This is a genomic window from Nocardioides aquaticus, assembly GCF_018459925.1.
Lineage (GTDB): Bacteria > Actinomycetota > Actinomycetes > Propionibacteriales > Nocardioidaceae > Nocardioides > Nocardioides aquaticus.
In genome coordinates, this window is sequence record NZ_CP075371.1 from 3,744,240 (window position 1) to 3,766,157 (window position 21,918).

Annotated in this window: 23 protein-coding genes; 8 read left to right on the forward strand and 15 right to left on the reverse strand. The window is 74.9% G+C overall.

The genetic code is table 11. From position 1 onward, the window contains the following. Positions 1-4: 4 nt before the first annotated feature. Both dapD and ENKNEFLB_RS18175 read left to right on the forward strand, forming a co-directional pair. Positions 5-1,021, forward strand: a complete 1,017-nt coding sequence (dapD, locus tag ENKNEFLB_RS18170; RefSeq protein ID WP_246535652.1) for a 2,3,4,5-tetrahydropyridine-2,6-dicarboxylate N-succinyltransferase — start codon at positions 5-7, stop codon at positions 1,019-1,021. Positions 1,022-1,058: 37 nt separating this feature from the next. Next, the gene (locus tag ENKNEFLB_RS18175; protein ID WP_214056652.1) at positions 1,059-2,057 is read left to right on the forward strand and encodes a VldE C-terminal domain-containing protein; all 999 of its coding nucleotides are present in this window, start codon (positions 1,059-1,061) and stop codon (positions 2,055-2,057) included. Positions 2,058-2,167: 110 nt separating this feature from the next. Here the strand turns inward: ENKNEFLB_RS18175 and dapC are convergent, their stop codons facing one another. Both dapC and fdxA read right to left on the reverse strand, forming a co-directional pair. Next, the gene (dapC, locus tag ENKNEFLB_RS18180) at positions 2,168-3,274 is read right to left on the reverse strand and encodes a succinyldiaminopimelate transaminase (RefSeq protein ID WP_214059582.1); all 1,107 of its coding nucleotides are present in this window, start codon (positions 3,272-3,274) and stop codon (positions 2,168-2,170) included. Positions 3,275-3,279: 5 nt separating this feature from the next. After that, positions 3,280-3,606 (reverse strand): ferredoxin, encoded by a 327-nt coding sequence (gene fdxA, locus ENKNEFLB_RS18185; RefSeq protein WP_160008998.1) that lies wholly within the window; start codon positions 3,604-3,606, stop codon positions 3,280-3,282. Between the two features lie 65 nt (positions 3,607-3,671). Between fdxA and ENKNEFLB_RS18190 the strand changes: the two genes are divergently transcribed. Continuing rightward, positions 3,672-4,607 carry a GNAT family N-acetyltransferase gene (locus ENKNEFLB_RS18190; protein WP_214056653.1) on the forward strand — a complete coding sequence of 312 codons (936 nt, stop codon included), beginning with the start codon at positions 3,672-3,674 and terminating at the stop codon, positions 4,605-4,607. A 50-nt stretch (positions 4,608-4,657) separates the two neighbouring features. Here the strand turns inward: ENKNEFLB_RS18190 and ENKNEFLB_RS18195 are convergent, their stop codons facing one another. From ENKNEFLB_RS18195 to ENKNEFLB_RS18215, 5 genes are all read right to left on the reverse strand, one after another. Continuing rightward, a complete protein-coding gene (locus ENKNEFLB_RS18195; protein ID WP_246535653.1) occupies positions 4,658-5,614 on the reverse strand; it encodes a DUF389 domain-containing protein in 957 nt (318 codons plus the stop codon). A 95-nt stretch (positions 5,615-5,709) separates the two neighbouring features. Continuing rightward, positions 5,710-7,485: a VanW family protein gene (locus tag ENKNEFLB_RS18200; RefSeq protein WP_214056654.1), complete on the reverse strand. Its 1,776-nt coding sequence runs from the start codon at positions 7,483-7,485 to the stop codon at positions 5,710-5,712. A gap of 10 nt (positions 7,486-7,495) precedes the next feature. After that, a complete protein-coding gene (locus ENKNEFLB_RS18205; protein ID WP_214056655.1) occupies positions 7,496-7,879 on the reverse strand; it encodes a DUF6113 family protein in 384 nt (127 codons plus the stop codon). A gap of 3 nt (positions 7,880-7,882) precedes the next feature. Continuing rightward, positions 7,883-8,803 (reverse strand): N-acetyl-1-D-myo-inositol-2-amino-2-deoxy-alpha-D-glucopyranoside deacetylase, encoded by a 921-nt coding sequence (gene mshB / locus ENKNEFLB_RS18210; RefSeq protein WP_214056656.1) that lies wholly within the window; start codon positions 8,801-8,803, stop codon positions 7,883-7,885. 10 nt (positions 8,804-8,813) lie between these two features. Beyond that, positions 8,814-9,542 carry a (deoxy)nucleoside triphosphate pyrophosphohydrolase gene (locus ENKNEFLB_RS18215; protein ID WP_246535654.1) on the reverse strand — a complete coding sequence of 243 codons (729 nt, stop codon included), beginning with the start codon at positions 9,540-9,542 and terminating at the stop codon, positions 8,814-8,816. Between the two features lie 43 nt (positions 9,543-9,585). Between ENKNEFLB_RS18215 and ENKNEFLB_RS18220 the strand changes: the two genes are divergently transcribed. Together ENKNEFLB_RS18220 and ENKNEFLB_RS18225 are read left to right on the forward strand one after the other, a co-directional pair. After that, on the forward strand, positions 9,586-10,524 hold the full coding sequence (locus ENKNEFLB_RS18220; protein WP_214056657.1) for a DMT family transporter: 939 nt from the start codon (positions 9,586-9,588) through the stop codon (positions 10,522-10,524). Next, positions 10,521-11,585: a hypothetical protein gene (locus ENKNEFLB_RS18225; protein ID WP_214056658.1), complete on the forward strand. Its 1,065-nt coding sequence runs from the start codon at positions 10,521-10,523 to the stop codon at positions 11,583-11,585. The genes ENKNEFLB_RS18220 and ENKNEFLB_RS18225 overlap by 4 nt, the downstream gene beginning before the upstream one ends. Positions 11,586-11,625: 40 nt before the next feature. On the opposite strand, the gene ENKNEFLB_RS18230 is transcribed toward ENKNEFLB_RS18225, so the two are convergent. Both ENKNEFLB_RS18230 and ENKNEFLB_RS18235 read right to left on the reverse strand, forming a co-directional pair. Beyond that, positions 11,626-12,150, reverse strand: a complete 525-nt coding sequence (locus tag ENKNEFLB_RS18230) for a hypothetical protein (protein ID WP_214056659.1) — start codon at positions 12,148-12,150, stop codon at positions 11,626-11,628. Positions 12,151-12,301: 151 nt separating this feature from the next. Beyond that, a complete protein-coding gene (locus ENKNEFLB_RS18235; protein WP_214056660.1) occupies positions 12,302-12,979 on the reverse strand; it encodes a hypothetical protein in 678 nt (225 codons plus the stop codon). A 133-nt stretch (positions 12,980-13,112) separates the two neighbouring features. Here ENKNEFLB_RS18235 and ENKNEFLB_RS18240 point away from each other — a divergent pair, with 133 nt between their 5' ends. Together ENKNEFLB_RS18240 and ENKNEFLB_RS18245 are read left to right on the forward strand one after the other, a co-directional pair. After that, positions 13,113-13,793, forward strand: a complete 681-nt coding sequence (locus ENKNEFLB_RS18240) for a response regulator transcription factor (RefSeq protein ID WP_214056661.1) — start codon at positions 13,113-13,115, stop codon at positions 13,791-13,793. Beyond that, positions 13,790-15,058, forward strand: coding sequence for a sensor histidine kinase (locus ENKNEFLB_RS18245; protein WP_214056662.1), 1,269 nt, complete (start codon positions 13,790-13,792; stop codon positions 15,056-15,058). The genes ENKNEFLB_RS18240 and ENKNEFLB_RS18245 overlap by 4 nt, the downstream gene beginning before the upstream one ends. Positions 15,059-15,107: 49 nt before the next feature. Here ENKNEFLB_RS18245 and ENKNEFLB_RS18250 read toward each other — a convergent pair whose 3' ends face one another. The 4 genes from ENKNEFLB_RS18250 to ENKNEFLB_RS18265 all read right to left on the reverse strand — a co-directional run bounded on the left by ENKNEFLB_RS18250 (position 15,108) and on the right by ENKNEFLB_RS18265 (position 18,482). Continuing rightward, positions 15,108-15,932, reverse strand: a complete 825-nt coding sequence (locus ENKNEFLB_RS18250) for a thioesterase family protein (RefSeq protein WP_214056663.1) — start codon at positions 15,930-15,932, stop codon at positions 15,108-15,110. Between the two features lie 22 nt (positions 15,933-15,954). Beyond that, on the reverse strand, positions 15,955-17,514 hold the full coding sequence (locus ENKNEFLB_RS18255) for a lytic transglycosylase domain-containing protein (RefSeq protein WP_214056664.1): 1,560 nt from the start codon (positions 17,512-17,514) through the stop codon (positions 15,955-15,957). A gap of 183 nt (positions 17,515-17,697) precedes the next feature. Further along, on the reverse strand, positions 17,698-17,868 hold the full coding sequence (locus ENKNEFLB_RS18260; RefSeq protein WP_214056665.1) for a hypothetical protein: 171 nt from the start codon (positions 17,866-17,868) through the stop codon (positions 17,698-17,700). Between the two features lie 170 nt (positions 17,869-18,038). Next, positions 18,039-18,482, reverse strand: coding sequence for an OsmC family protein (locus ENKNEFLB_RS18265; RefSeq protein ID WP_214056666.1), 444 nt, complete (start codon positions 18,480-18,482; stop codon positions 18,039-18,041). Between the two features lie 82 nt (positions 18,483-18,564). Between ENKNEFLB_RS18265 and ENKNEFLB_RS18270 the strand changes: the two genes are divergently transcribed. Beyond that, the gene (locus tag ENKNEFLB_RS18270) at positions 18,565-19,020 is read left to right on the forward strand and encodes a MarR family winged helix-turn-helix transcriptional regulator (protein WP_246535655.1); all 456 of its coding nucleotides are present in this window, start codon (positions 18,565-18,567) and stop codon (positions 19,018-19,020) included. On the opposite strand, the gene ENKNEFLB_RS18275 is transcribed toward ENKNEFLB_RS18270, so the two are convergent. Then, positions 18,996-20,417 carry an alpha/beta hydrolase family protein gene (locus ENKNEFLB_RS18275; RefSeq protein WP_214056667.1) on the reverse strand — a complete coding sequence of 474 codons (1,422 nt, stop codon included), beginning with the start codon at positions 20,415-20,417 and terminating at the stop codon, positions 18,996-18,998. The two genes, ENKNEFLB_RS18270 and ENKNEFLB_RS18275, sit on opposite strands and share 25 nt — an antisense overlap. 53 nt (positions 20,418-20,470) lie before the next feature. Next, positions 20,471-21,907, reverse strand: coding sequence for a phytoene desaturase family protein (locus tag ENKNEFLB_RS18280; protein WP_214056668.1), 1,437 nt, complete (start codon positions 21,905-21,907; stop codon positions 20,471-20,473). Positions 21,908-21,918: the final 11 nt, after the last annotated feature.

The window sequence follows — 21,918 nt, forward strand, 5'->3', positions numbered from 1 at the left end:
CACCGTGACCGACGCTTCGATGACGCCCCTGTCCGAGGACCACCCGGACGGGACCGGCACGGCCGCCGACGGGCCCCGTCCGGACCCCTCCGCCGCCGCGCACGGGCGCGGCCTGGCCACGGTCGCGGCCGACGGGTCCGTGCTGGACGTCTGGTTCCCCGCCCCCGTGCTCGGCGGGTCCGCGTCCGGGGCGGCCGACCTCGACCTCGACGCGCTGGCCGGCGCCGACGCCGCCCGGGGCGTACGCCTCGAGGTCGTCGACGTGGAGATCGCCGACCTCGCCGCGGCGCCGACGAGCACCGAGGACGTCTGGCTGCGCCTGCACCTGCTCTCCCACCGGCTGGTCCGCCCGCACGGACTGTCGATGGAGGGGGTCTTCGGGCTGCTCACCAACGTGGTGTGGACCTCCGCCGGGCCGTGCGCGGTCGAGGGGTTCGAGCTGACCCGCGCCCGGCTCCGCGCGGCCGGGCAGCACGTGACGGTCCTCGGGGTGGACAAGTTCCCGCGGATGGTCGACTACGTCGTGCCGGCCGGCGTCCGCGTCGCCGACGCCGACCGGGTGCGCCTGGGGGCGCACCTCGCAGCGGGTACGACCGTCATGCACGAGGGGTTCGTGAACTTCAACGCCGGCACCCTGGGCGCCTCCATGGTAGAGGGCCGGGTCTCGGCCGGTGTCGTGGTCGGGGACGGCTCCGACATCGGCGGCGGCGCCTCGATCATGGGCACCCTGTCCGGCGGGGGCACCCAGGTGATCTCGGTCGGTGAGCGGTGCCTGCTGGGCGCCAACGCCGGGATCGGGATCTCGCTGGGCGACGACTGCGTGGTCGAGGCCGGCTGCTACGTCACCGCGGGCACCAAGGTGACCGTGGTCGGCGGCGACGAGCCGCGCGTGGTCAAGGCCGTCGAGCTCTCCGGCGTGGACCACCTGCTGTTCCGTCGCAACTCGGTCTCGGGCGCGGTCGAGGTCGTGGCGCGCGAGGGCGGCGCGCCGGCGCTGAACGCCGCCCTGCACGCCAACTGACCCGGTCGGGCTTGTCCGCGTCGCGGAGGATGGACGCATGACCACCAGGAGCGCCGCCGCGGCCCGTCGCCGCGGCGTCGTGGCCGGCGTGCTCGGCCTCGCCGTGCTCGGGACGGCCACCGTCGTCGGCTGGGACGCGCTCCGCGGGAGCTCGGTGCTGCCCGGCTCCGCGCAGTGCACGGCCGTCGTCGACGGCCACGAGGTCGGCCTGGACGCGGAGCAGGCCGAGAACGCCGCCCTGATCACGGCGATCTCCGTCCGGCGCGGGATGCCGGCCCGGGCGGCCTCCATCGCGCTGGCCACGGCGTACCAGGAGTCCGACCTCTACAACGTCGAGTTCGGCGACCGGGACTCCCTCGGGCTCTTCCAGCAGCGGCCCTCGCAGGGGTGGGGCACCGAGGAACAGGTCCTGGACCCGGTCTACAGCACCAACGCCTTCTACGACGCGCTCGTCGACGTCGACGGCTACGAGGGACTCGAGATCACCGTGGCCGCGCAGGAGGTGCAGCGCTCGGGGTTCCCGAACGCCTACTCCGACCACGAGCTCGACGCCCGGGCGCTCGCCTCCGCGCTGACCGGCAACTCCCGCGCCTCCTTCACCTGCGAGACCGACGACGACGCCGAGCCGGCCAGCAGCCAGCTCACCGGCGTCGGCCTCACCCCGCGGGCCGAGACCGTGCGCCAGGAGCTGGTGGCCGTCTTCGGCGAGGACCTGGCCCTGGGCGGGTACGCCCCCGAGGGCGTCTCGACCGGCCACATGGAGGGCTCGGCCCACTACTCCGGCCGCGCGGTGGACGTGTTCGTGCGCCCGATCAGCGAGGACAACAAGACCCGGGGCTGGGCGATCGCGCACTACCTGGTGGCCCAGGCCGACCGCCTGGACGTCGACACCGTCATCTTCGACGGACGGATCTGGACCACCCGGCGCTCCGACGAGGGCTGGCGGGACTACGACGTCGACACCTCCGACGTCGACGGGGCGACCGCGGCCATCCTCGAGCACCGCGACCACGTGCACGTCGACGTGGCGGAGTAGGCCGGCCCGGGTGTGGGAAGCGCACCGAGGCGCTCCCCGGGCCTCTGCGCCACCCCGGCGCAGCGGCAGCACTGCTCTGCGGCCTTCGGCACCGATCCGGGCGCAGCCGGTCAGGCCAGACGGCGTACGGCGGCGTCGACCCGCTCGTCGGTGGCGGTGAACGCCACCCGGACGTGCTGGGAGCCGGCCACGCCGTAGAACTCCCCCGGCGCGACGAGCACGCCCCGCTCGGCCAGGTCGGCCACCGTGGTCCAGCAGTCCTCGCCCCGGGTGGCCCACAGGTACAGCGACGCCTCGGAGTGGTCGACCCGAAAGCCGGCACCCTCGAGCGCGCCGCGCAGCCGGGCGCGGCGTGCGGCGTAGCGCGCGTGCTGCTCGCGGGCGTGGTCGGTGTCGGCGAGCGCGACGGCCATCGCCCGCTGCTGCGGCCCGGGCATCATCAGGCCGAGGTTCTTGCGCACGGCCAGCAGCTCGGCCACCAGGGCGGCGTCGCCGGCGACGAACGCGCAGCGGTAACCGGCCAGGTTGGAGCGCTTCGAGAGGGAGTGGACCGCGAGGATCCCCTCGACCGACCCGCCGTTGACGTCGGGGTGCAGCACCGAGACCGGCTCGGCGTCCCAGGCGCACTCGAGGTAGCACTCGTCCGAGACCAGCACCGTCCCGCGCTCTCGGCACCAGTCGACGACCTTGCGCAGGTGCTCGACCGGGAGGACGCGCCCGGTCGGGTTCGACGGCGAGTTCAGCCACAGCAGCGCCGGCGCCTCCGGACCGAAGGAGGTCAGCGAGTCCGTGGCGACCGGCCTGGCGCCCGCCAGCACGGCCCCCACCTCGTAGGTCGGGTAGGCCAGCTCCGGGAACGCCACGACGTCGCCCGGCCCGATCCCCAGCTGGCCCGGGAGGTGCGCGACGAGCTCCTTGGAACCGGTCACCGGCAGCACCTGGTCCAGGCCGAGGCCGGTCACGCCGTGGTCGCGCGCCAGCCAGTCCAGGACGGCCTGGCGGGTGGACTCCAGGCCGAGCGTGGTCGGGTAGCCCGGCGAGTCGGCCGCGTCACGGAGCGCCTGCTGGACCACCTCGGGGGTCGGGTCGACCGGCGTGCCGACCGAGAGGTCGACGATCCCGTCCGGGTGCCGCCGCGCGGTGGCGGCGTACGACGTCAGCCGGTCCCACGGGAAGTCCGGCAGCCGGGCGGAGACCGACGGCCGTGACGGCCGGATCGGCGTCAGCCTTCCTGGTTCTGCGGGGGCAGCGCGGCGATCATCGGGTGGTCCTTGTCGATCTCGCCCATCTTGGCGGCACCGCCCGGGGAGCCCAGGTCGTCGAAGAAGTCGACGTTGGCCGCGTAGTAGTCCTTCCACTCCTCCGGGGTGTCGTCCTCGTAGAAGATGGCCTCGACCGGGCAGACCGGCTCGCAGGCACCGCAGTCGACGCACTCGTCGGGCTGGATGTAGAGCATCCGCTTGCCCTCGTAGATGCAGTCGACAGGGCACTCGTCGACGCAGGCGCGGTCCTTGAGGTCGACGCACGGCTGGGCGATGACGTAGGTCATCCGGTCCTCCAATGACGAGCAGGTGCACGGGGTGGTCGGGAGCGCCCTCAGCCTAGTATCCCCGGGTGCCACCCTCGCCCCCCGCCCGTGGACTGGGCCCGCACGTCGTCGGCCTGCGCGTGGTCGTACGACGTCTCGTCCCCGGTGAGACCGGCCCGAGCGGCGGCCCCGCGATGACCGACCTGCTGGGCGTCTGCACGTCCTGGGGCGAGCACGAGTGCGTGGTGCAGCCGGAGTCGGGTCCCGCCGTCACCGTCCGCCTGGCCGACGTGGTCTCCGGCAAGCCGGTGCCCCCGCGCCCGTCGGTGCGCCAGCGGGTCTCCGCCCGCGACGCCGAGGGCCACGCGCTGGTGATGTGGCCGACCGTGGTGACCGAGGACCTCGGCGACTGGGTGCTGCGCACCGAGACCGAGCCGCAGGGGCGGCTGCTGAAGCGCGCCAACTCGGCCCTGGCGATCGGCGACCCGGGCGTGTCGTGGGACGACGCGCTCGACGGGGTCGTCGGCTTCTACACCGGGCGCGACCGCGAGCCGCTGGTCCAGGTCGAGGCCGGGTCCCCCGTCCACCGGCACGCGACCGGGCGGGGCTGGACCGAGGTCGACGGCGGCGCCTCGACCTTCCTCCTGGGCTCGGTGGCCCGGGCGCTGCGCGCCTGCGGGTCGACCGGAGCCGGAGCGGCGCCCACGCCGGTGCTCACCGAGGACGGGCCGCGGGCGCACGTCGTGCTCGAGCAGGACGGCCGGGTGGTCGCGCAGGGACGCGCGGCCTACGACGGGGACTGGCTCGGGGTCCACGCCCTGCTCGTCGAGGAGGGCCGGCGCCGCGGCGGCCTGGCCACCGCGGTGATGGGCGAGCTGCTCGACTGGGGCGCCTCGCACGGCGCGCGGACCCTGTGGCTGCACGTGGAGCTCGACAACGACCCCGCGCTGTCGCTCTACGAGCGGCTCGGGCTGCTCCCCCACCACGACCTGGCCTACCTGCGGCCGCCGGCGCAGCACTGACCCCGGGCTGACGCGGCGGCGCTGACGCGGGGCTGACGCGGGGCTGAGGGTCAGCGCAGCGCGCCGAAGCGCCGCTCGACGAAGGTGGAGATCCGCTTCCAGAACAGTCGCTGGAAGGCGAGGAAGAGCGTCGCGGCGAGGAAGATCCCGACCAGGTTCAGCCCGAGCTGCGCCAGGGAGCCGGTGATCTCCCCGGGCTCGAGGAAGGCCAGGCCGAGGGCCAGGTTCCCCGCGGCCGGCACCGTGGTGACCGAGATGAAGACCCCGACCATCGCCGAGGTCTTGCCGAGCGACAGCGCCAGCGCGCCCACCACCCCGGCCACCAGCGCGACGATGAAGGACCACACGTCGGGGTGGAAGATGAACTCGGTCTGCGGACGCGGCCCGGTGACGTCGGCGACCTCGAGCAGCCCGACCACCCGCAGCACCAGCGCCAGCACGACGACGGTGGCCACGGCCAGCCCGAACGACCCGGCCAGCAGCAGCGCCGCCCGGCGGGCCAGGCCCCACCGCCCGAAGACCACGCCGACGCAGGCCGCGGCGACCGCGCCGAACTCGGGGCCCACCACCATCGCTCCCACCACCAGGACCGTCGAGTCGGTGACCACGGCGATCGCGGCCAGGGACACCGCGCAGGTCAGGAACAGCTGGTACGACAGGGTGGCCACGCTGCCGTTCTCGGCCTCCTCGAGCACCGCGTCCCAGACCACGGCGTCTTCGGGGTCGCCGGGCGCGGCCTCCTCCAACCGCTTGGCGGCGGCGAACGGCGTGCTGTCCGGCGTCGTGACGACGATCCCGCCGTGCTCGCCCACCCCGAGGTCGGCCAGCTCCCCCAGCAGCTCGTTGACCGACTCCTTGGCCACGTCGCACTCGACCAGGTCGCCCTTCGGTTCCAGCGAGACGCCCTCGTGCAGGACGACGTTCGTCCCGGAGGCGTCGTCGAGCAGCAGTCGGCGGACGTCAGGGGTCAGCGAGGAGGGCACCGTCAGGCGCAGGTGGACCAGCACCGGCCGATCGTAGGGCCCGGAAGCCGTCCGCAGGCGGCGAACCGTCGGCGCCGGTCGGTCGGCGCCGGTCGGTCGGCCCCGTCAGTCGGCTCCGGTCAGTCGGCCGCCGGGCTCCCCGGCGGCACGCACTCGACGCCGTCCGAGGGCGTGTAGACGGTGGTGAACCGCTCGGTCCGCTCCACCTCGCTGCTGCCGGGCCGGGAGAAGTCGCGGTAGACGTCGACGGTGAAGCCCTGCGACCCGGTGTAGGCGTAGCAGTCGGGCGTGTCGAGCACCCGGGTCGTGGGCGAGGTGTAGGCGTACCGGTCTGAGGTGCGGCTCTCCACGTCCCAGGTCTTGGTCGAGTACATCGTCACGTTGACCTCGCCCTGCGTCGCGCCGCTGCTCGGCGAGACCGCGGCCTCGATCAGCACCCCGTGGTCGGTGTCGTTGCGGAACCGCAGGTCGATCGAGCCCCAGGACACCGTGGCCTCGCGGCCGACCGGGTAGCGGTCGATGTAGAAGGAGTGCGGCTTGTGCTCGACGTCCTCGAGCCCGGCGAAGAACATCGCGTTGAACAACGTCGTGGCCATCTGCGACACCCCGCCGCCCAGGTCCTCGACCAGGATGCCGTCGCTGATGACGTAGCCCTCGGTGAAGCCGTTGGCGACCGTGCGCTCCCCCACCGTGCCGTTGAGCGAGAACGTCTCCCCCGGCTCGAGCAGGGTGCCGTCGACCAGCTCGGCGGCCCGGCCGAGGTTGACGTTGCGGTAGTCGGCGTCCGGGTAGTAGGTGGAGAAGTCCGAGACGACCTCCTCCACACCGAGGCGGCGGGCCTCGCGGGTGGTCAGGTCGGGCTGGTCGACCGAGGCGGGCACGTCGGCGGTGCGCTCGCCCTGGCCGGCCACCAGCGCCGTGAGCAGCGCCTCGGACACGTCGGCGGTGTCGTAGTCGACCCCGGGCTGCGCCGGTACGACCCGGGGCTCACCGTCGACGACCTCGAACGAGGCGTCGACCGGCTCCCCGCCGTCGGCGGTGACCCGCGCGTCGACCAGGCCGCCCAGGACGTCGGCGTCCACACGGGGGACCAGCGCGCCGCCGTCGGGCTCGAGGGAGAGCGCGGGGGCCAGCTCGGCCGGCGTGAACACCACGGGGGTGCCGTCGAAGCGCAGCCGGACCGGCCCCGAGAACGCCGGGTCGGCGAAGTCCTCGACGGCCGACCGGACGTCGCCCGCGTCGATGTCGGGCTCCACGGTCCCGAGCGCGACCTCGGCGACCGGGTCGGGGTCGAGGTAGGCCGCCAGCAGCGCCTCGCGCGTCGGCCCCGGCTCCAGCGTGGTCCCGTCGACGGCGTCGGTGACCTCGGGCCCGGACGGGGTCAGCGCGACCGCGCCGTCCTCTGCCGGCCGACCGACCTCCTCGGCGGCCGTGGCGAGGGCGGCGTCGAGCGCCTCCTCGTCGACGTCGACGACGGCACCGACCTCGTCGCCGCCCGTGTAGTAGTCCCACAGCCGGCGGGGGTCCCAGCTGCGGCCGCCACCGACGGCGGCCACGGACGCCTCGTGGTCCACCGACAGCCCGGCCTCGACGGGGTCGACCTCGACGCCGCGGTCGCCGACCTCGAGCCGCACGGGGGCGGTCTCACGCTGGGCCAGCCCCTGCTCGAGGTCGCGCACCGCGTCGTCGGGGCTGCGGCCCCCGACGGCGACGCCCTCGACGGTGGCCCCGCGGGGCACGTTGTCGCCGGCGGCGTAGTAGGCGGTCACCCAGCCCGCGCCGAGGAGCACGACGAGCCCCAGGACGACCAGGCCGGCGACGAGGCCGCCGGCGCGCTCGCGCCCGGACCCGCCGTCGTCGGAGGGGGCAGCGGTCTCGTTGTCCCAGAAGCTCACGCGCTCCATCCTAGGAAGAGGACGGCCCGGACGCCGACTCGACGACGGCCCCCCGGGCCCGCAGCGGGACCGTGACGAGGGCCGCGACCACCAGCGAGAGGCCGAGCGCCAGCAGCACGTAGCCCCCGGTGTCGCTGCCGACGACGTAGTCGCCCTCCGGACGCCGCAGCGCCAGCCGGAGCACGGCGACGGCCCAGCCGACCGCCAGCGGGACCCGTGACCCCCAGCCCGGACGGGCGGCCACCGCCAGCGCCACCGTGGTCGCCCCGCCGAGCAGCAGGCCCCACCACAGCGACGACAGCAGGGCCGCGCAGGTGCCGACGACCAGGCCGAGGACGAGCCAGGCGACCGCCGCGAGGAGCCGGAGCACGAGGCGCGGGGCCGTGGGGCGCACGACTCAGGCGTCGACGCCGGCGAAGAGGTCGGCCTCCAGGCCGTCGTCGCCGACCGGACCGACCTCGCCCTTGGCCAACCGGTAGAACTCGACGCCCCACGCCGTGTCGCCGACGTTGTTCGAGAGGGCGAAGAACGGCCCGTCGAGCGTGATCTGGGTGGCGTGGGCACGCATCGCGGCCATCTTGCGGTCGATGAAGGCCATCCCGTCGACGCCGGCGCTCAGGTCGTCGTCGGCGGTCACGAAGTGCGGCAGCGGGCCGTCGGGGTCCATCCCCTCGAAGGTCGTGGTGTCCCCCGCGTCGCGCAGCGCCCGCAGGCCGGCGCGCATGCGGCTCTCCGACATGGCGCCCCAGTAGATCTTCGCCACGTCCCACGCCTCACCGAGGTCGCGCCGGTAGGAGGTCACCGCCGCCAGGGACGCCGCGTAGGTGGCCACCCGGTGCGCCTGGATGTGGTCGGGGTGGCCGTAGCCGCCGAACTGGTCGTAGGTCACCAGCACCTGGGGGCGGACCTCGCGGATCACCGCGACGAGGTGGTCGGCGGCCTCGGTGAGGTCGGCGTTCCAGAAGGCCCGCTCGTCGGTCTCGTCCGCCGCCACGGCGTGGCCGTCGGCGTGCCACTGCATGCCGGAGTCGCGGTAGGTGCCGTAGCCCCCGAGGTAGCGGTGGTCGGTCACGCCGAGCTCGGCCATCGCCGCGGCCAGCTCGCCGCGCCGGTGGTCGCCCAGGCCGCCGTCGCGGTCGTCGGCGAGGTGGGCGAGCTCGGGCACGAGGACCTCGCCCATCTCTCCGCCGGTGCAGGTGACCAGCGTGACCCCGCGACCCTCGGCGGCGTAGCGCGCCATCGTGGCTCCCTGGCCGATCGTCTCGTCGTCGGGGTGGGCGTGCACCAGCAGGAGACGGTGGGCGGGGACGTGACTCATGACGGCCAGCCTACGGACGTCCGCCGACCCCGCCGTCGGTACCGCCTCCGGGCCGCTTCACCCTCCGGGGCCCGCTGGGCAGCGGTGCGGGCGCCGGCCGCGGGACCGGTACGGCCGTGGGCGCCGGGCCGTCCTCCTCCCACCAGCCGTCGCGCTCGTGGACGAGCGGCTCGAGGACGGCCGGCGGGGCGTCCGTGAGGACCGCCCAGGGGTGGTCCTCGTCGTCGTCCTCCCCGGCCAGGCGCTCCCGCTCGACCCGGGCCGCGTGCCCGCCGTCGACCAGCTCGCGGGCCACCGCGCGGGCGTCCTCCTCCTCGAAGAGCACCGCCCGCCGGGCACCGGCCGCGGACGGACCCGGGAGCAGCGCCGCCAGGGCCGGCAGGAACGGGCGGTCACCGTCGAGCCAGTCCAGGTCCTCCAGGTCCGCCGCGCCGACCCAGCGCAGCAGGTCGTGCTCGCGGGCCACGGGCTCGCCGCGCACCAGCACGGCGGTCGCCACCGCCAGCTCCAGGGCGTCGTCGACCGGGACCCGGCCCGGCAGCCACCCGGTCACCTCGACGTCGACGCCGAGCTCCTCGACCAGCTCGCGGACGAGCGCGTCGGCGGGCGTCTCGCCCGGCTCGACCTTGCCCCCGGGGAGCTCCCAGCGGCCGGCGGCCTCCGGCGGTGCCGTCCGTCGGGCCGCGAGCACCCGACCGTCGCGCAGCACCGCCGCCCCCACCACCAGCCGTCTCGCCACGGACGCCGATCCTAGGCCGTGCCTGCGCGTGACAAGGTGCCGTGTGCCCACCACACCGCCCGCAGCGCCGCCCGGGCCGACCGGTCCGGTCGCGCCCACCAAGGTCCCCGTCGGACCCGCCGCGGCGTTCGTGCTGGTCTGGTCCTCGGGCTACATCCTCGGCCCGGCCTCCGTCGCCGCGGCCGGTCCGCTGAGCGTGCTGGGCTACCGGTTCGTCCTGGCCGCCCTGCTGGCCGGGGTCCTGGCCCGCTGGCTGCGCGGGCCCCTGCGGGTCACCCGCCCGGTCCTGGTGCGGGTCGCCGGCGTGGGCCTGGTGATGAACGCGGTCCAGTTCGGGCTGATGTACCTCGCCTTCGACGCCGGTCTCGCCCCCACCCTGGGCGCCCTCCTGCACTCCCTGTCCCCGGTGCTGACGGTGCTGCTGGCCGGCGTCCTCCTCGAGGAGCGGGTGGGGCTGGTCCAGGTGCTCGGGTTCGTCCTCGGGGTCGCCGGCGTGCTGGTCGTGCTGGGCCCGGACGTCGAGGGCGCGGGCGGCCCGCTCGGCCTCGGCCTCGGCGTGGTGGCCACCCTCGCCCTGAGCCTGGGGACGCTGGGCCAACGGTGGCTCGGCGGCACCGAGCGTGGCCTGGACCCGCTGTGGTCGCTGACGCTGCAGCTGGCCGTCTCCGCGCCGCCGATGCTGCTGCTGGGGCTGACCCTCGAGGGGCCCTGGCCGGTCACCGACCTCTCGCAGGCCGTCGTCACCGTGGTCCTGCTCGCCGCGGTGAACTCCGTGCTCGGCCTGTTCCTGCTCGGCGCGGTGGTGCGCCGGGGCGGTGCGGGCGCCTCCTCGAGCGTGTTCTTCCTCAGCCCGCCGGTGACGGCGGTGATGGCCTGGCTCGCCTTCGGCGACGTGCTGGGGCCGCGTCAGCTGGCGGGCCTGCTGCTGGCCAGCGTCGGCGTCGCGATCGCCCTGCGCGGCGGGCTAGCGTCGCGGTCATGACCCCGGACGCCCAGCCCGACCACCGGCTGTTCCTCACCCGGGACCAGGAGGACGTCGCTGCGATCGACGCCCTCGTCGCCCGCGCCCGGGCCGCCGGGGGCGGGCGGGTCCCGCTCGCGACGTTCGTCGACGACCTGGGGCGGCGCGCCCGGCGTACCCCGATCCAGGCGCTCCCGCTGCGCGGCGTGCACCGCGCCTGGACCTGGGACGCCACCGACCGGCGCGACCCACGCTGGTGGCCCCAGGGCGTCACCACCGGCTCCGCGGGCGGGCGGCACCTCGTGGTGGTCGCCTGGTACGCCAAGCACCGCCCGGGCCAGCCCGGTGAGCCCGCCAAGGGCCAGGGCGTCCGGGTGGCGGTGCTGGACCCGGAGCGTCGGCGCTACGAGCACGTGCTGGTCGTCGTGGCCCGCGGGAGCGGGGACGCGGCCACCGGGCGGCCCCTGGTCGCGCACGCCGGCGGCCTGGCCTGGACGGGGTCCTGGCTGCACGTGGCCGCCACGAAGCGGGGCTTCGCCAGCTGCCACCTCGAGGACCTGGTGGAGCTCCCCGCCGGCCCGCTGCGCGACGCCCACTTCGGCTACCGCTACGTGCTGCCCGTGCGCCTGGCCCACCGCGCCGGCGCCGAGGACGGCACCGAGCCGCTGCGCTACTCCTTCTTCTCCTCCGCCCCGGCCGGGACGGACGGTGCCAGCGACCTGCTGGTCGGGGAGTACGCCCGCGGCCGCCAGACCCGGCGGCTGGCCCGGTTCCCCCTCGACGACGACGGCCTGCCGGTGCTCGGCCCGGACGGCCGGGCGCACCCGGTCCTGGGCGAGGGGGTCGCCCAGATGCAGGGCGTCGTCGACCTCGGCGACCGGCTCGTGGCCACCGCCTCCCACGGCCCCTGGGGTCCGGGCTCGGTGTGGTCCGGTCCGCACGGGGCCCTGCGCGAGCGTCGACGGGCGCTGCCGATGGGCCCCGAGGACCTCGCCCACGACCCCGCCACCGGGCTCCTCTGGTCGGCGACCGAGCACCCCCGTCGCCGCTGGGTCGTGGCGATGCGGGCGGACCGCTTCTGAGGCCCCGGGGGCCGACGGCGCCGCCCGGCGCCTGCTCGGCTCAGCTCCCGGACGAGGGGCTGGCGGTCCCGGCACCCGCGGCCTGCCCGAGGGTGTCGGCCTCCGTGATGGTGTCCGCCACGACCACCAGCGAGCCCTCGTCGCCGACGAGGGACTCCTCCGCGAGGTCGATGTCGTAGAGGGACTCGATGCGGTCCAGGTCGAGGCGTCGCACCGTGCCGCTCACCCGGACCGCCTCGCCCTCCTCGACGCTGCGGAGGCCCTTACCGTCCACCACGAGCACGCCCGTCGAAGCAGCGTCGTCGTCCTCGAGCTCCTCGTCGTCCTCGACCAGGTACTCGCCGTAGTCGTAGTCGTAGTCGAGCCCGGTCCCCTCCTGCGGGGTGTCCTGGAGCGCGCCCAGACCGTCACGGCCCAGGCGCAGCGCCTCGTCGGACAGCACCTCGGTGACGACGCCGACAGCCGACACCTCCAGCCCGACGATGCTGTCGGGGGCGACGTCCTCGCCTCCCTCCCTCTCGAAGGGATCGGCGAGGGCGGCACGGTCCGCTGCCGTGTTGGTCACGTCGTCGGACCCGCACCCGGCCGCACCGGCAGTGAGCGCGAGCACGGCCGCTGCCGCAAGAGATCGACGGAGTGTGGTGTGCACGGCTTCCCCTTCATCGTTCGTCGGTCGGCACCGGGTCGGTGCCTGGTCGGTGCCTGGTCGGTGCGGGTCAGCCCTCGCTGGGGGACGGGCTGCTGCCCGTCGTGGGGGCCCCGGCTGCCGCGGCGGGTGCGTCCACCGGCTCGATGGTGTCGGCGACGATCACCATCTGGTTCTCGTACTCGTCGAAGATGTCGTCGTCGAGGTCCACGCCGTACAGCAGCTCGATGCTGTCCTGGTCGAACTCCCGGACGGTCCCGCTGACCCGGACCGAGGCGTCCTCGTCGAAGGTCTCCAGACCGGTCCCGTTCACCACGAGGACCCCCTCCTGAGCGGCGTCCTCGTCCTCGAACTCCTCGTCGTACTCGACCAGGTAGTCGTAGTCGTAGTAGTCGTAGTCGTAGTAGTCGTACGGGCCGCCGAGCTCGTCGGCGGCGTCGGCACCCTCGTCGCCGGCCTCGCCCAGGCCGTCGCGGTCCAGGCGCATCGCCTCGTCGGAGAGGACCTCGCTGACGTTGCCGACCGCGGTGACCTCCAGGCCGACCAGACCGTCGGAGGCCGTGTCCTCGTCGACGACCGGGTCCGCGTCGACGCCCTCGTCGGCGACCACGCTGGTGGTGTCCTCGGTGGCCTCGTCCGCGCTGCAGCCGACCGTCCCGATCCCGATGGCCAGCATCGCGCCGACGGCGAGAGGACGGCGGAGCCGGGGGCGCATGGTGTTCCTCGCGTACATGGTGTGTCCCTTCACGTGGGTGGTCCTGCTTCCTTCAACAGCACCGACGTTGCAGGTCGTGCGTCACCGCTCCTCGTCAGGACTGTCACAACCGCGTCACGACTGCGCGTGACCGGCCGCACCCGCGACGCCCCCTAGGGTGTCGGACATGGCGTCGCGGGCTCTTCTGGTGGAGGACGACGAGGACATGGCGGCCGTCGTCGGACTGACCCTGCGGGGCGCCGGGCTGGAGGTCTGCCACGAGTCCCTCGGCCACGCTGCGCTGCGCCGGCTCGACCACGAGCCGCCCGACCTCGTCGTGCTCGACCTGATGCTCCCGGACATGGACGGGCTCGACGTGTGCAGACGGGTGCGAGCGAGGTCGGACGTCCCGATCATCATCATCACCGCCCGTGACTCGCTGGCCGACGTGGTGACGGGGCTCGAGGCCGGGGCGGACGACTACCTCACCAAGCCGTTCGAGGCCCCCGAGCTCGTCGCGCGGGCGCGGGCTCTTGCCCGCCGCAGCGCGGCGTCGGCTCCGGACCCCGAGATCGCCGTCGGTGACGTGGTGATCGACGCCGTGGCACACCGGGTCCGCAAGGCCGGTCGGGACGTGGACCTCACCGTGACGGAGTTCCGTCTCCTGCACGAGCTCGCGCGCCACCGGGGGCAGGCCCTCTCGCGCCAGCAGCTGCTCACCCTGGTCTGGGGCTACGACCATCTCGGCGACTCCCGTGTCGTCGACATGGCCGTACGGCGTCTTCGCGCCAAGGTGGATGACGACGCCGGCCGCCCCTCGCTGGTGACCACGGTCCGGGGAGTCGGGTACCGCCTGGACCGCCGATGAGCGAGCGCAGGCCGGGCGGGCTGAGGACGTGGCGCCCCCGGGGCTTCGCGGCGGTGGCCCTCGTCGCCGTGCCGGTCCTGGGGCTGCTGGCCGTCGCGGTCGGCCTCCTGCTGACCCAGCAGCAGCGGGACGTCTTCACCAGCACGGCGCTGGCCGAGACCCGGAGCGTCCTGGTGAGCGTGCCGGACGGCCTCGCCGGAGCGGATGCCGACGAGCTCGGCCGTGCCCTCCGGCGCCCGGAGCGGCTCGAGGTCGTCCTCGTCGACAGGGCAGGATCGGTCGCGCAGTCGAGCTCCGACATCGGGATCGCCGACGTGCCGGCCGAGCTCCGACGCGACGGTCGCAGCCTGGCGGGCAGCCCGACCACGGTGGACGGCGCGCCCTACCTGGTCGTGGGTGGGTCCACCGGTCCCCTGGGGCCCAGCATCTACCTCTTCTTCTCCGAACGCGGCCTCGACCGTGAGACCAACCTGGTGGTGCTCGGTGTCGCCGGGACCTGGGGGGTGCTGGTCGTCCTCCTGGTCGGCGCAGGATGGGTCGACAGCCATCGGAGGCTCCGGTCGCTGGCCCGCCGCCGCGAGCACGAGCACGCGTTCACCGCCCACCTGGGCCACGAGCTCCGGACCCCGGTGGGAGCGCTGGTGACGGCCGCCTCCCTCGTCGACGCCGACGAGCTGGACCGCTCGGACCCGGTCCTGCGTCAGGCCGTCGAGATCATGCAGACCCAGGCCCGTCGGTTGCGGCGCATCGTGGAGGGCCTGCTGGAGCTCTCCCGCCTCGAGACCGGCCAGGTGCAGGTCCGGGCGGAGGAGGTCAGCGTGGAGGAGATCGCCTCGTCCACGATCACCGCCTACGGGTGGGGGCGGGTGCGACTGGTGGTCGAGGGGACCACGGCGGTCCGGGCCGACCCGCAGAGCATGGCGCGGCTGTTCCTCAACCTGGTCGGCAACGCGGTGCGCCATGCGCGTGACGAGGTGGTGGTCACCATCCGAGGCAGCGACACCGAGGTGGTGCTCGAGATCGCCGACGACGGCGAGGGGATGCCCGCGCACGTGGTCGAGCGCGCCCTCGACCGGACTGCGGGTGTCACCACGCACCAGAGCGTGCCGGGCCAGCAGCAGGGGCTCGGGCTGCTGATCGCGCGGGCTCACGTCGCGCTCGTCGGCGCCCGGATGGAGATCGACGTGCGCCCCGGTGAGGGGACGACGGTCCGGGTCCACCTGCCGGCCGCCTCGCAGACCACCAGTCCCACCTCCGAGGGGTGAGGCCCGACCACCACGTCAGGCCGGGCACGCCACCGGGCCGGACGTGACGCTAGGAGGTCCGGGGCGCGAGCGCGAGCTGCCGGGACTGCGCGACCAACCGGTCCGTCGAGTCCCAGACCTCGCAGTCCTCCTCGAACATCCCGCCGGCCAGGTTGCGGGTGGCGTGCCGCACCCGCAACCATCCCGGGGCCGGCCGGGCCCGCACGTGCGCGGTCAGCTCCAGGGTCGGCGCCCAGCCGGGCATGCCGAGGCAGAACGTGACCGGCGGCAGCGCGTCGACGGCGCTGAGCAGGGCCAGCACGTCCGGCTCGCGCCCACCCTCGAGCCGGAACCAGGCGCTGATCTCGCCGCGACCGCTCGGGCGTCCGACCGCCCACCCGGCCTGCTCCCGCGGGATCCGCAGGTCGAAGCGGCTCATCAGCCGTGGCGGGGTCCGCGCGCCCTCCGGGGCGACGTCGGTCGCGCCCACGCAGTCCTCCGGCGGCGGCAGGACGAGGGGCTCGGCGGTGGTGCGCACGTCACCGGTCGTCCGCCCGAGGTCGCCGCAGGTGGCCAGCGCGGTCACCCGCACCACCTCGTGCCCCTCGACGTCCTGGAGCAGCTCGACCGAGGCGGTCGCCGTGGCGCGTCCGTCCCGACGCACCCGCACCCGCACCGTCGCGGGGCCGGGCGTCGCGGCCGAGACGTAGTAGGCGCTGGTGCTGAGCGGGTCCGGCTTCCCGGGCATCGCCTCACCGAGGGTGCGGCCGAGGACCGCGAGCAGGTACCCGCCGTTCAACCCGCCTCCGACGGTCCAGCCGCCGTGGAGGTCGACCGACCACGCGCCGTCCCCGAGCGGGACGACGGCGGTCTGCTCGTCGAAGGCGTACGTCATGCGGTCCCCGGGCCGGAGAGGCTCAGAGAACGGGAAGTGCGGTCAGCCCGGTGAGCTCGGTGTAGCACTCCAGCTGGTCGTACCCGGCCAGGTCGAGGGCCGCCACGACCCCCTCGTCGAGCAGGAGATCCGGGTCGGCGACGATGTCGGCGACGGTGACGACGGTGACGCCGTCCGCGAGCGTCGCCTCCACCAGCTCGGGGGCGCACGCCAGGACCGGCTCGGGCACCGGCGCAGGCGCCGACGTCGGCGGCGGGGTCGACTCGTCCGTCTCCGGGTCGGTCTCCGGGTCGGTCTCCGGGTCGGGACCGGGAGTCGGAGTCGGAGTCGGAGTCGGGTCCGGAGTCGGGTCCGGCGTGGGCACGGGATCCGCGCCCCCGTTGCCGCCCTTGCCCCCACCGCTGCGGGGCACGTTCTCACCGGAGCTGACGAGGTCGTCGTCGCGGTCCTTGTCACGGCCCTCGCCGCGGTCCTGGTCGACCTTCGAGATGCGGTCGCGGTCGTCGGCCTTGCCCTGGCCGCCCCCGGCACCCTGGCCGCGACCGGCACCCGGGCCGGCGGCCTTGGACACCTTGTCGGCGGCGGCGCGCTCGTCGGCGACCTTCTGCCGGTCGGCGGCGTCCTGCGCCTGGCCGGTCAGCGGTGCGGCGCCGTCGGGGGCGGCGGTGGTCGAGCCGGTGCCGAGGTCCACCGTGCTGACGGTCGGGACGGTGGTCGCCGGGTCGCCCTGGGAGTAGGCCGAGCGCAGCGCGAGGACCGTCGCGACGTACGAGCTGCTGTTGTTGTAGGTGAGCACCGCGGCCTTGCGGCCGGCGGCGGTGGAGAGGTCGTCCCCGTCCCCGCACAGGTAGACGGCCGCGGCGAGGGCGGCGTCGTCGACGTCCTGGGGGTTCCGCTCACCGTCGCCGTCGGCGTCGACACCGACGACCGACCAGGTGGAGGGGATGAACTGCATCGGGCCGACGGCGCGGTCCAGGACCTTGTCGCCGTCGAGCTCGCCGGCGTCGCTGTCGGCGACGCGGCGGGTGCCCTCGCCACCGGTCAGGGGCACGCCGATGATGGCGGGCTTCGCGACGCCGCCGGTCGACAGCGCGCTGCCGCCGAACCGGCCGTGGTCGGACTCGACGCGGCCGATCGCGGCGAGCAGCTCCCAGTCCAGGGCGCAGCTGGGCATGGCCTCGTCGATGACGGCCGCGGCCCGCTGGTAGGCGGCCAGGGCGGGGGCAGGGATGTCGGTCAGCGCAGCCTCGTCCGGCGCGCTGATCGCGGCGACGGTGCGGGCGGACCCGCCCCGGGCCAGGGCGCGGGCGGCGCGCTCGACGGACGGCTCCGCGGCGGCCAGGGTGGCGGGCTGCGGGAGCTCGGTCGGCGCTGCCCAGTAGTCCGTGCTCGCCGTCTCCGCGGTGTCCGTGGCGGGCGCCGCGGCCGGGACCACCGCCACCGGGGCCGCTCCGACCTGGCTGGAGGCCGTCACGACGACGACAGCACCACCGACGGCAGCCACGGCGAGCCGCCGCAGACGCAGGGTGACGTGCCGGGGAGAGCGGTTCGACGAGGTCGAGCCGCCGGGCGAGCGCTTCATGGGTCCATCCTGACGTGGGAACGGGGTGGGCGCCAGGGTAATGGGACATATCCGGGACACCGATCAGCAGAGATATCGGCAGGCACCCCGCCGGGGTTGAGGTCCCGGGTAGAAGTACCTGCCGACTGCTCTAGAGCAGTGTCGCCGACGATCCTGGGAAAGTCGGCGTCACGTGGTACGGGCTCAGCGTCGGACCTTGCCGAGCAGGCCGCGCACCCCCCGCCCGATGGCGGCGTCGGTGCTGGACCCGCCGGTGGTCCCCCGGGGCGAGGCCCCGGTGGTGGGCCGGGCGGTGGTCCCGGTGCGACGTCCGCCGCCGAGGAACTTGCTGGCGATCTGGCTGATGGCACTCATGGTGGTGCTCCCTCCGTTGGAAACCCCCATCGGAGCGTTCCTGCCGCGGTGGCGACACACCCCCAGGGGGACATCTCGGGGCACCGCCCACCCGGGCGGGAGGGACCGGGTGGGGCACCGGCCCGGCCGGGCTCGCAGGTCCCGACCGGGCCGGTGGATCGTGGGGCTGCTCAGCCCTCGAGCGAGGCGTCGAGCGTGATGTCGACGCCGGTGAGGGCCTTGCTGACCGGGCAGCCGGCCTTGGCGTCCTCGGCGGCCTTGGTGAAGCCGGCCTCGTCGAGACCCTCGACCTCGCCGCGGACGGTGAGGGTGATCCCGGTCAGGCGGAAGCCGCCGTCACCCTGGTCCGGGCCGAGCGAGACGTCGGCCTTGACGTCCAGCGACTGCGGCGTGCCGCCGGCCTGGGCGATGAACGCGGAGAGCTGCATCGCGTAGCAGGCGGAGTGCGCCGCCGCGATGAGCTCCTCGGGGCTGGTGGTGCCGCCGGCCTCGTCGGCCGCGCGCTTGGGGAAGGACACGTCGTAGGTGCCGACCTTGGAGCTGGAGAGCTCGACCTGGCCGGACCCGTCCTCGAGCCCGCCGTTCCATGCGGTGCGTGCGGTGCGTGTGGGCATCCTGTGACTCCTTCGTGAGGTATCTTGTGCACGAAACAGTAGCGGACTGTTGAACGCTGCACCACCCGTCCCGGAGGAGTCCATGACCAACGGCCCGACCACTGGTCTGGGGTCGATGCTCTGCTTCGACCTCTACGCCGCCTCGCGCGCGCTGACCGCGGCCTACCGGCCGGTGCTGGCCGACCACGGCCTCACCTACCCGCAGTACCTCGTGCTCGTCGCGCTCTGGAACGACGACGACGTCCGGATCAAGGACCTCGCCGCGACGCTGCACCTCGACCACGCCACGCTGACCCCGCTGCTGCGCCGGCTCGAGGACCGCGGCCTGCTCAGCCGGGTCCGCTCCCGCGAGGACGGACGGGCCGTCCGGGTGGCGCTCACCGCGGTGGGTGACGAGCTGCGCTCCATCGTCGACGACGTCCACTGCGCCATCACCGACGCCGTCGGTCTCGACGCCGACGAGCGGGCCGCGGTCCAGGACGCGCTGCAGCGCCTGGTGGCCAACCTCTCCGCTCAGCCGGCCGGGCAGGGGGCGTAGAGCGCCCGGGTCGCGAACCGCTCGGGGGCGTCGTAGCCCCGCGGGTCGGTGAAGCGACATCCATAGGTCGGGGACGCCACCGTCGAGGGCGCCAGCACGTCGTCCCCCGCCGGGCGGTCGGAGTAGGGCCCCGAGCCGCCCGACTCGACCCAGGCGGTCAGGTCGCGCCAGGCCGTGCGGGCCTCGCCCGGGGTGAACTCGCAGTGCCCCGCCGCGCGCACGGCCCGCTGGACCAGGAGCTCCGAGCGACCGGACGCGGCCACCTCGCGGGCGTAGACCTGCTCCATCGAGAACGGGACGAACAGGTCGCCGAGGCCGTGCAGGGTCAGCACCGGCACCCGGGGCTCACCGTCGATGCGCGGCACCGCGATCAGCCGGTCGGTCCGCCGCGACCTCGGGTCGGTCGGGGCCACCCGGCGCACCAGGGCGTCGAGGTCCACCGGGGCGTCCGGGGTGTAGTCGGTGCCGACGTTCGTCGCCAGCCGGCCGGCGTTGCGGGCCAGGCGCCCACCGTCGTCGGCGGAGTAGAGGGTGAACAGGAAGTCCTTCCACACCGCGAACGCCGGGTCGGAGCCGGGACGGGGCCCGCCGCTGCGCTCGGTGGTCACGGCGCGCAGCTGGCGACCCCGCGCGTTCCCGGGGTCCTCGCCCGGCGCCAGACCGGCGATCCTGAGCCGTCGCTGGATCACCGGGACGTCGTCGGTCAGGTAGTCGGCGGGCGCGGGGTAGACCTCCCGGTCGGCCAGCGTCTGGGCGACCAGGTTGTAGTCGAGGAAGTAGTCGAACAGCTCCTGGTCACCCAGGACGCCGCACATCGGCAGGGCCCCGTCGTACGCCGCGGGGTACTCCTCCAACGAGCGGCCGATCACGTGCCCGCCCATCGACACCCCGGCCAGGTAGGTGCGCTCCGGGGACCGGCCGAGCACCCGGCCGGCGTACCGGGCCAGGTCCCGGGTGGTCGTGACGCCGGTGGCCACGTCGTAGTCGTTGCGGGCGTAGCTCGAGGCCGCCCACGCGTACCCCTGACGGGCGAACGTCCGGCGCAGGCCGAAGCCCGGGGGGTCCACGGTCAGCTCCGTGCCGGTCCCGCGGTAGCCGTGCGCCCACATCACCAGCTCGCCGTTCCAGTCCGGCGGCACCTCGATCACGTAGCCCGCGTGCGCCCGCGTGCCCTGCTCGACCCGGGTGCGTCGTCCGTCGACGCGCAACGGGTCCACCGTCGGGTTGCTGATCGTGTAGCCCCGCAGCGGCTCGTCCCCGTCACGCGGGCCCGGCCCGTGCGGTCCGTGCGGTCCGTGCGGTGCGGCGGTGGTGGGCGGCGCTCCCAGTGACAGCGCCAGGGCGGCGACCGCCCCGACGGCGAGGGTGCGGGCGGTGCGGGTGCGGGTGCGGCGCATGGTGGGCTCCTCCGAGAGTGGTGTGACGCACGTCACCCCGGCACCCTAGGTGCTCACCCGACCTGGCGCAGCACCGACTCCGCGGCCCCGTGACCGCACATCCCGTGCACGCCGCCGCCGGGCGGCGTGGCCGAGGAGCACAGCACGACCCCGCGCAGGCCGAGCGAGTACGGGTCGAGCGCGGGTCGCGGCCGCAGCACCAGCTGACGCAGGGTGTTGGCCCCGACGCCGATGTCGCCGCCGACGTAGTTCGGGTCGTGCGCCTCCAGCGCCGCTGGGTCGCGGGTGTGCACCGCCACCACGCGCTCGCGGAAGCCCGGGGCGAAGCGCTCGACCTGGTCCAGCGTCGCCTCGGTCGCGTCCCGGTCGTAGGCGTGGGGCACGTGCGCGTAGAGCCACAGCGGGTGGACGTCGCCCCGCGAGCGGGTCGGGTCGGCGAGGTGCTGCTGGCCGACCAGGACGAAGGGCCGCTCGGGCATCACGCCCTTGGCCACCGCCCCCTCGGTCGCCGCGACCTCCGCCGCGGAGCCGCCGAGGTGCAGGGTCCCGGCCCGGCGGGCGTCGGGGTTGGTCCAGGGCACGCCCCCCTCGACGGCGACGTCGACCTTGTAGGCCGAGGGCCCGTAGCGGTAGCGACCGAGCTGACGACGGACGCCGGCGGGCATCCGCTCCCCCAGGATCTGGACGGCGGCGTCGGGCGAGGTGTCCAGGACGACCGCGGCGGGCCGCTCCGCGCCGAGGCCGGCCAGCTCGCGCACCTGGTCGAGGTCGGTGACCTCCGTGCCGGTGACGACCCGGCCGCCGAGGCTCTCCAGCAGCGCGATCATGGCGGTGGCGATGGCCTGGCTGCCGCCCTCGGCGACCGGCCACCCGGCCCGGTGCCCGGCGGCGCCCAGGAGCAGCCCGACCGCGCTGCTCAACGGGGTGTCCAGGCGGTTGAAGGCGTGCGCGGCGATGCCCAGCAGGAGCGAGCGCGCGGGCTCGTCCCGGAAGGCGCGGGCCAGCACCGTGGCCGGCAGCGCGGCCCCGAGCCCGAACCGGACCAGGGAGACCGGGTGCCGCGGCAGGTGGAGCACGGGTCCCATGGCCTCCGCGGCGACGTGCTCGAAGTCGCGGGCCAGCGGACCGAACAGCGCCTCCCACCGCGCACCGTCGGCACCGAGCGACGCGACGGTGGTGGCCATGTCGCGCGACATCAGCCCGGCCCGGCCGTCGTCGAGGGGATGGGCCAGGTCGATCTCGGGCCACCGCCAGGTGAGGCCGTACCGCTCGAGGCCCAGCGTGGACAGGAACGGGGAGAGCACACCCATCGGGTGGAAGGCCGAGCAGTCGTCGTGGAGCAGCCCCGGCAGGGTCAGCTCGGAGGTGCGCACCCCGCCGCCGGGCACCGCGGCGCGCTCCAGGACGGTCACCTGCATCCCGGCCCGGGCCAGGCGGATCGCGGCCGCCAGTCCGTTCGGTCCGCTCCCGACGACGACGGCGTGGCTCATGGGGCGAACGT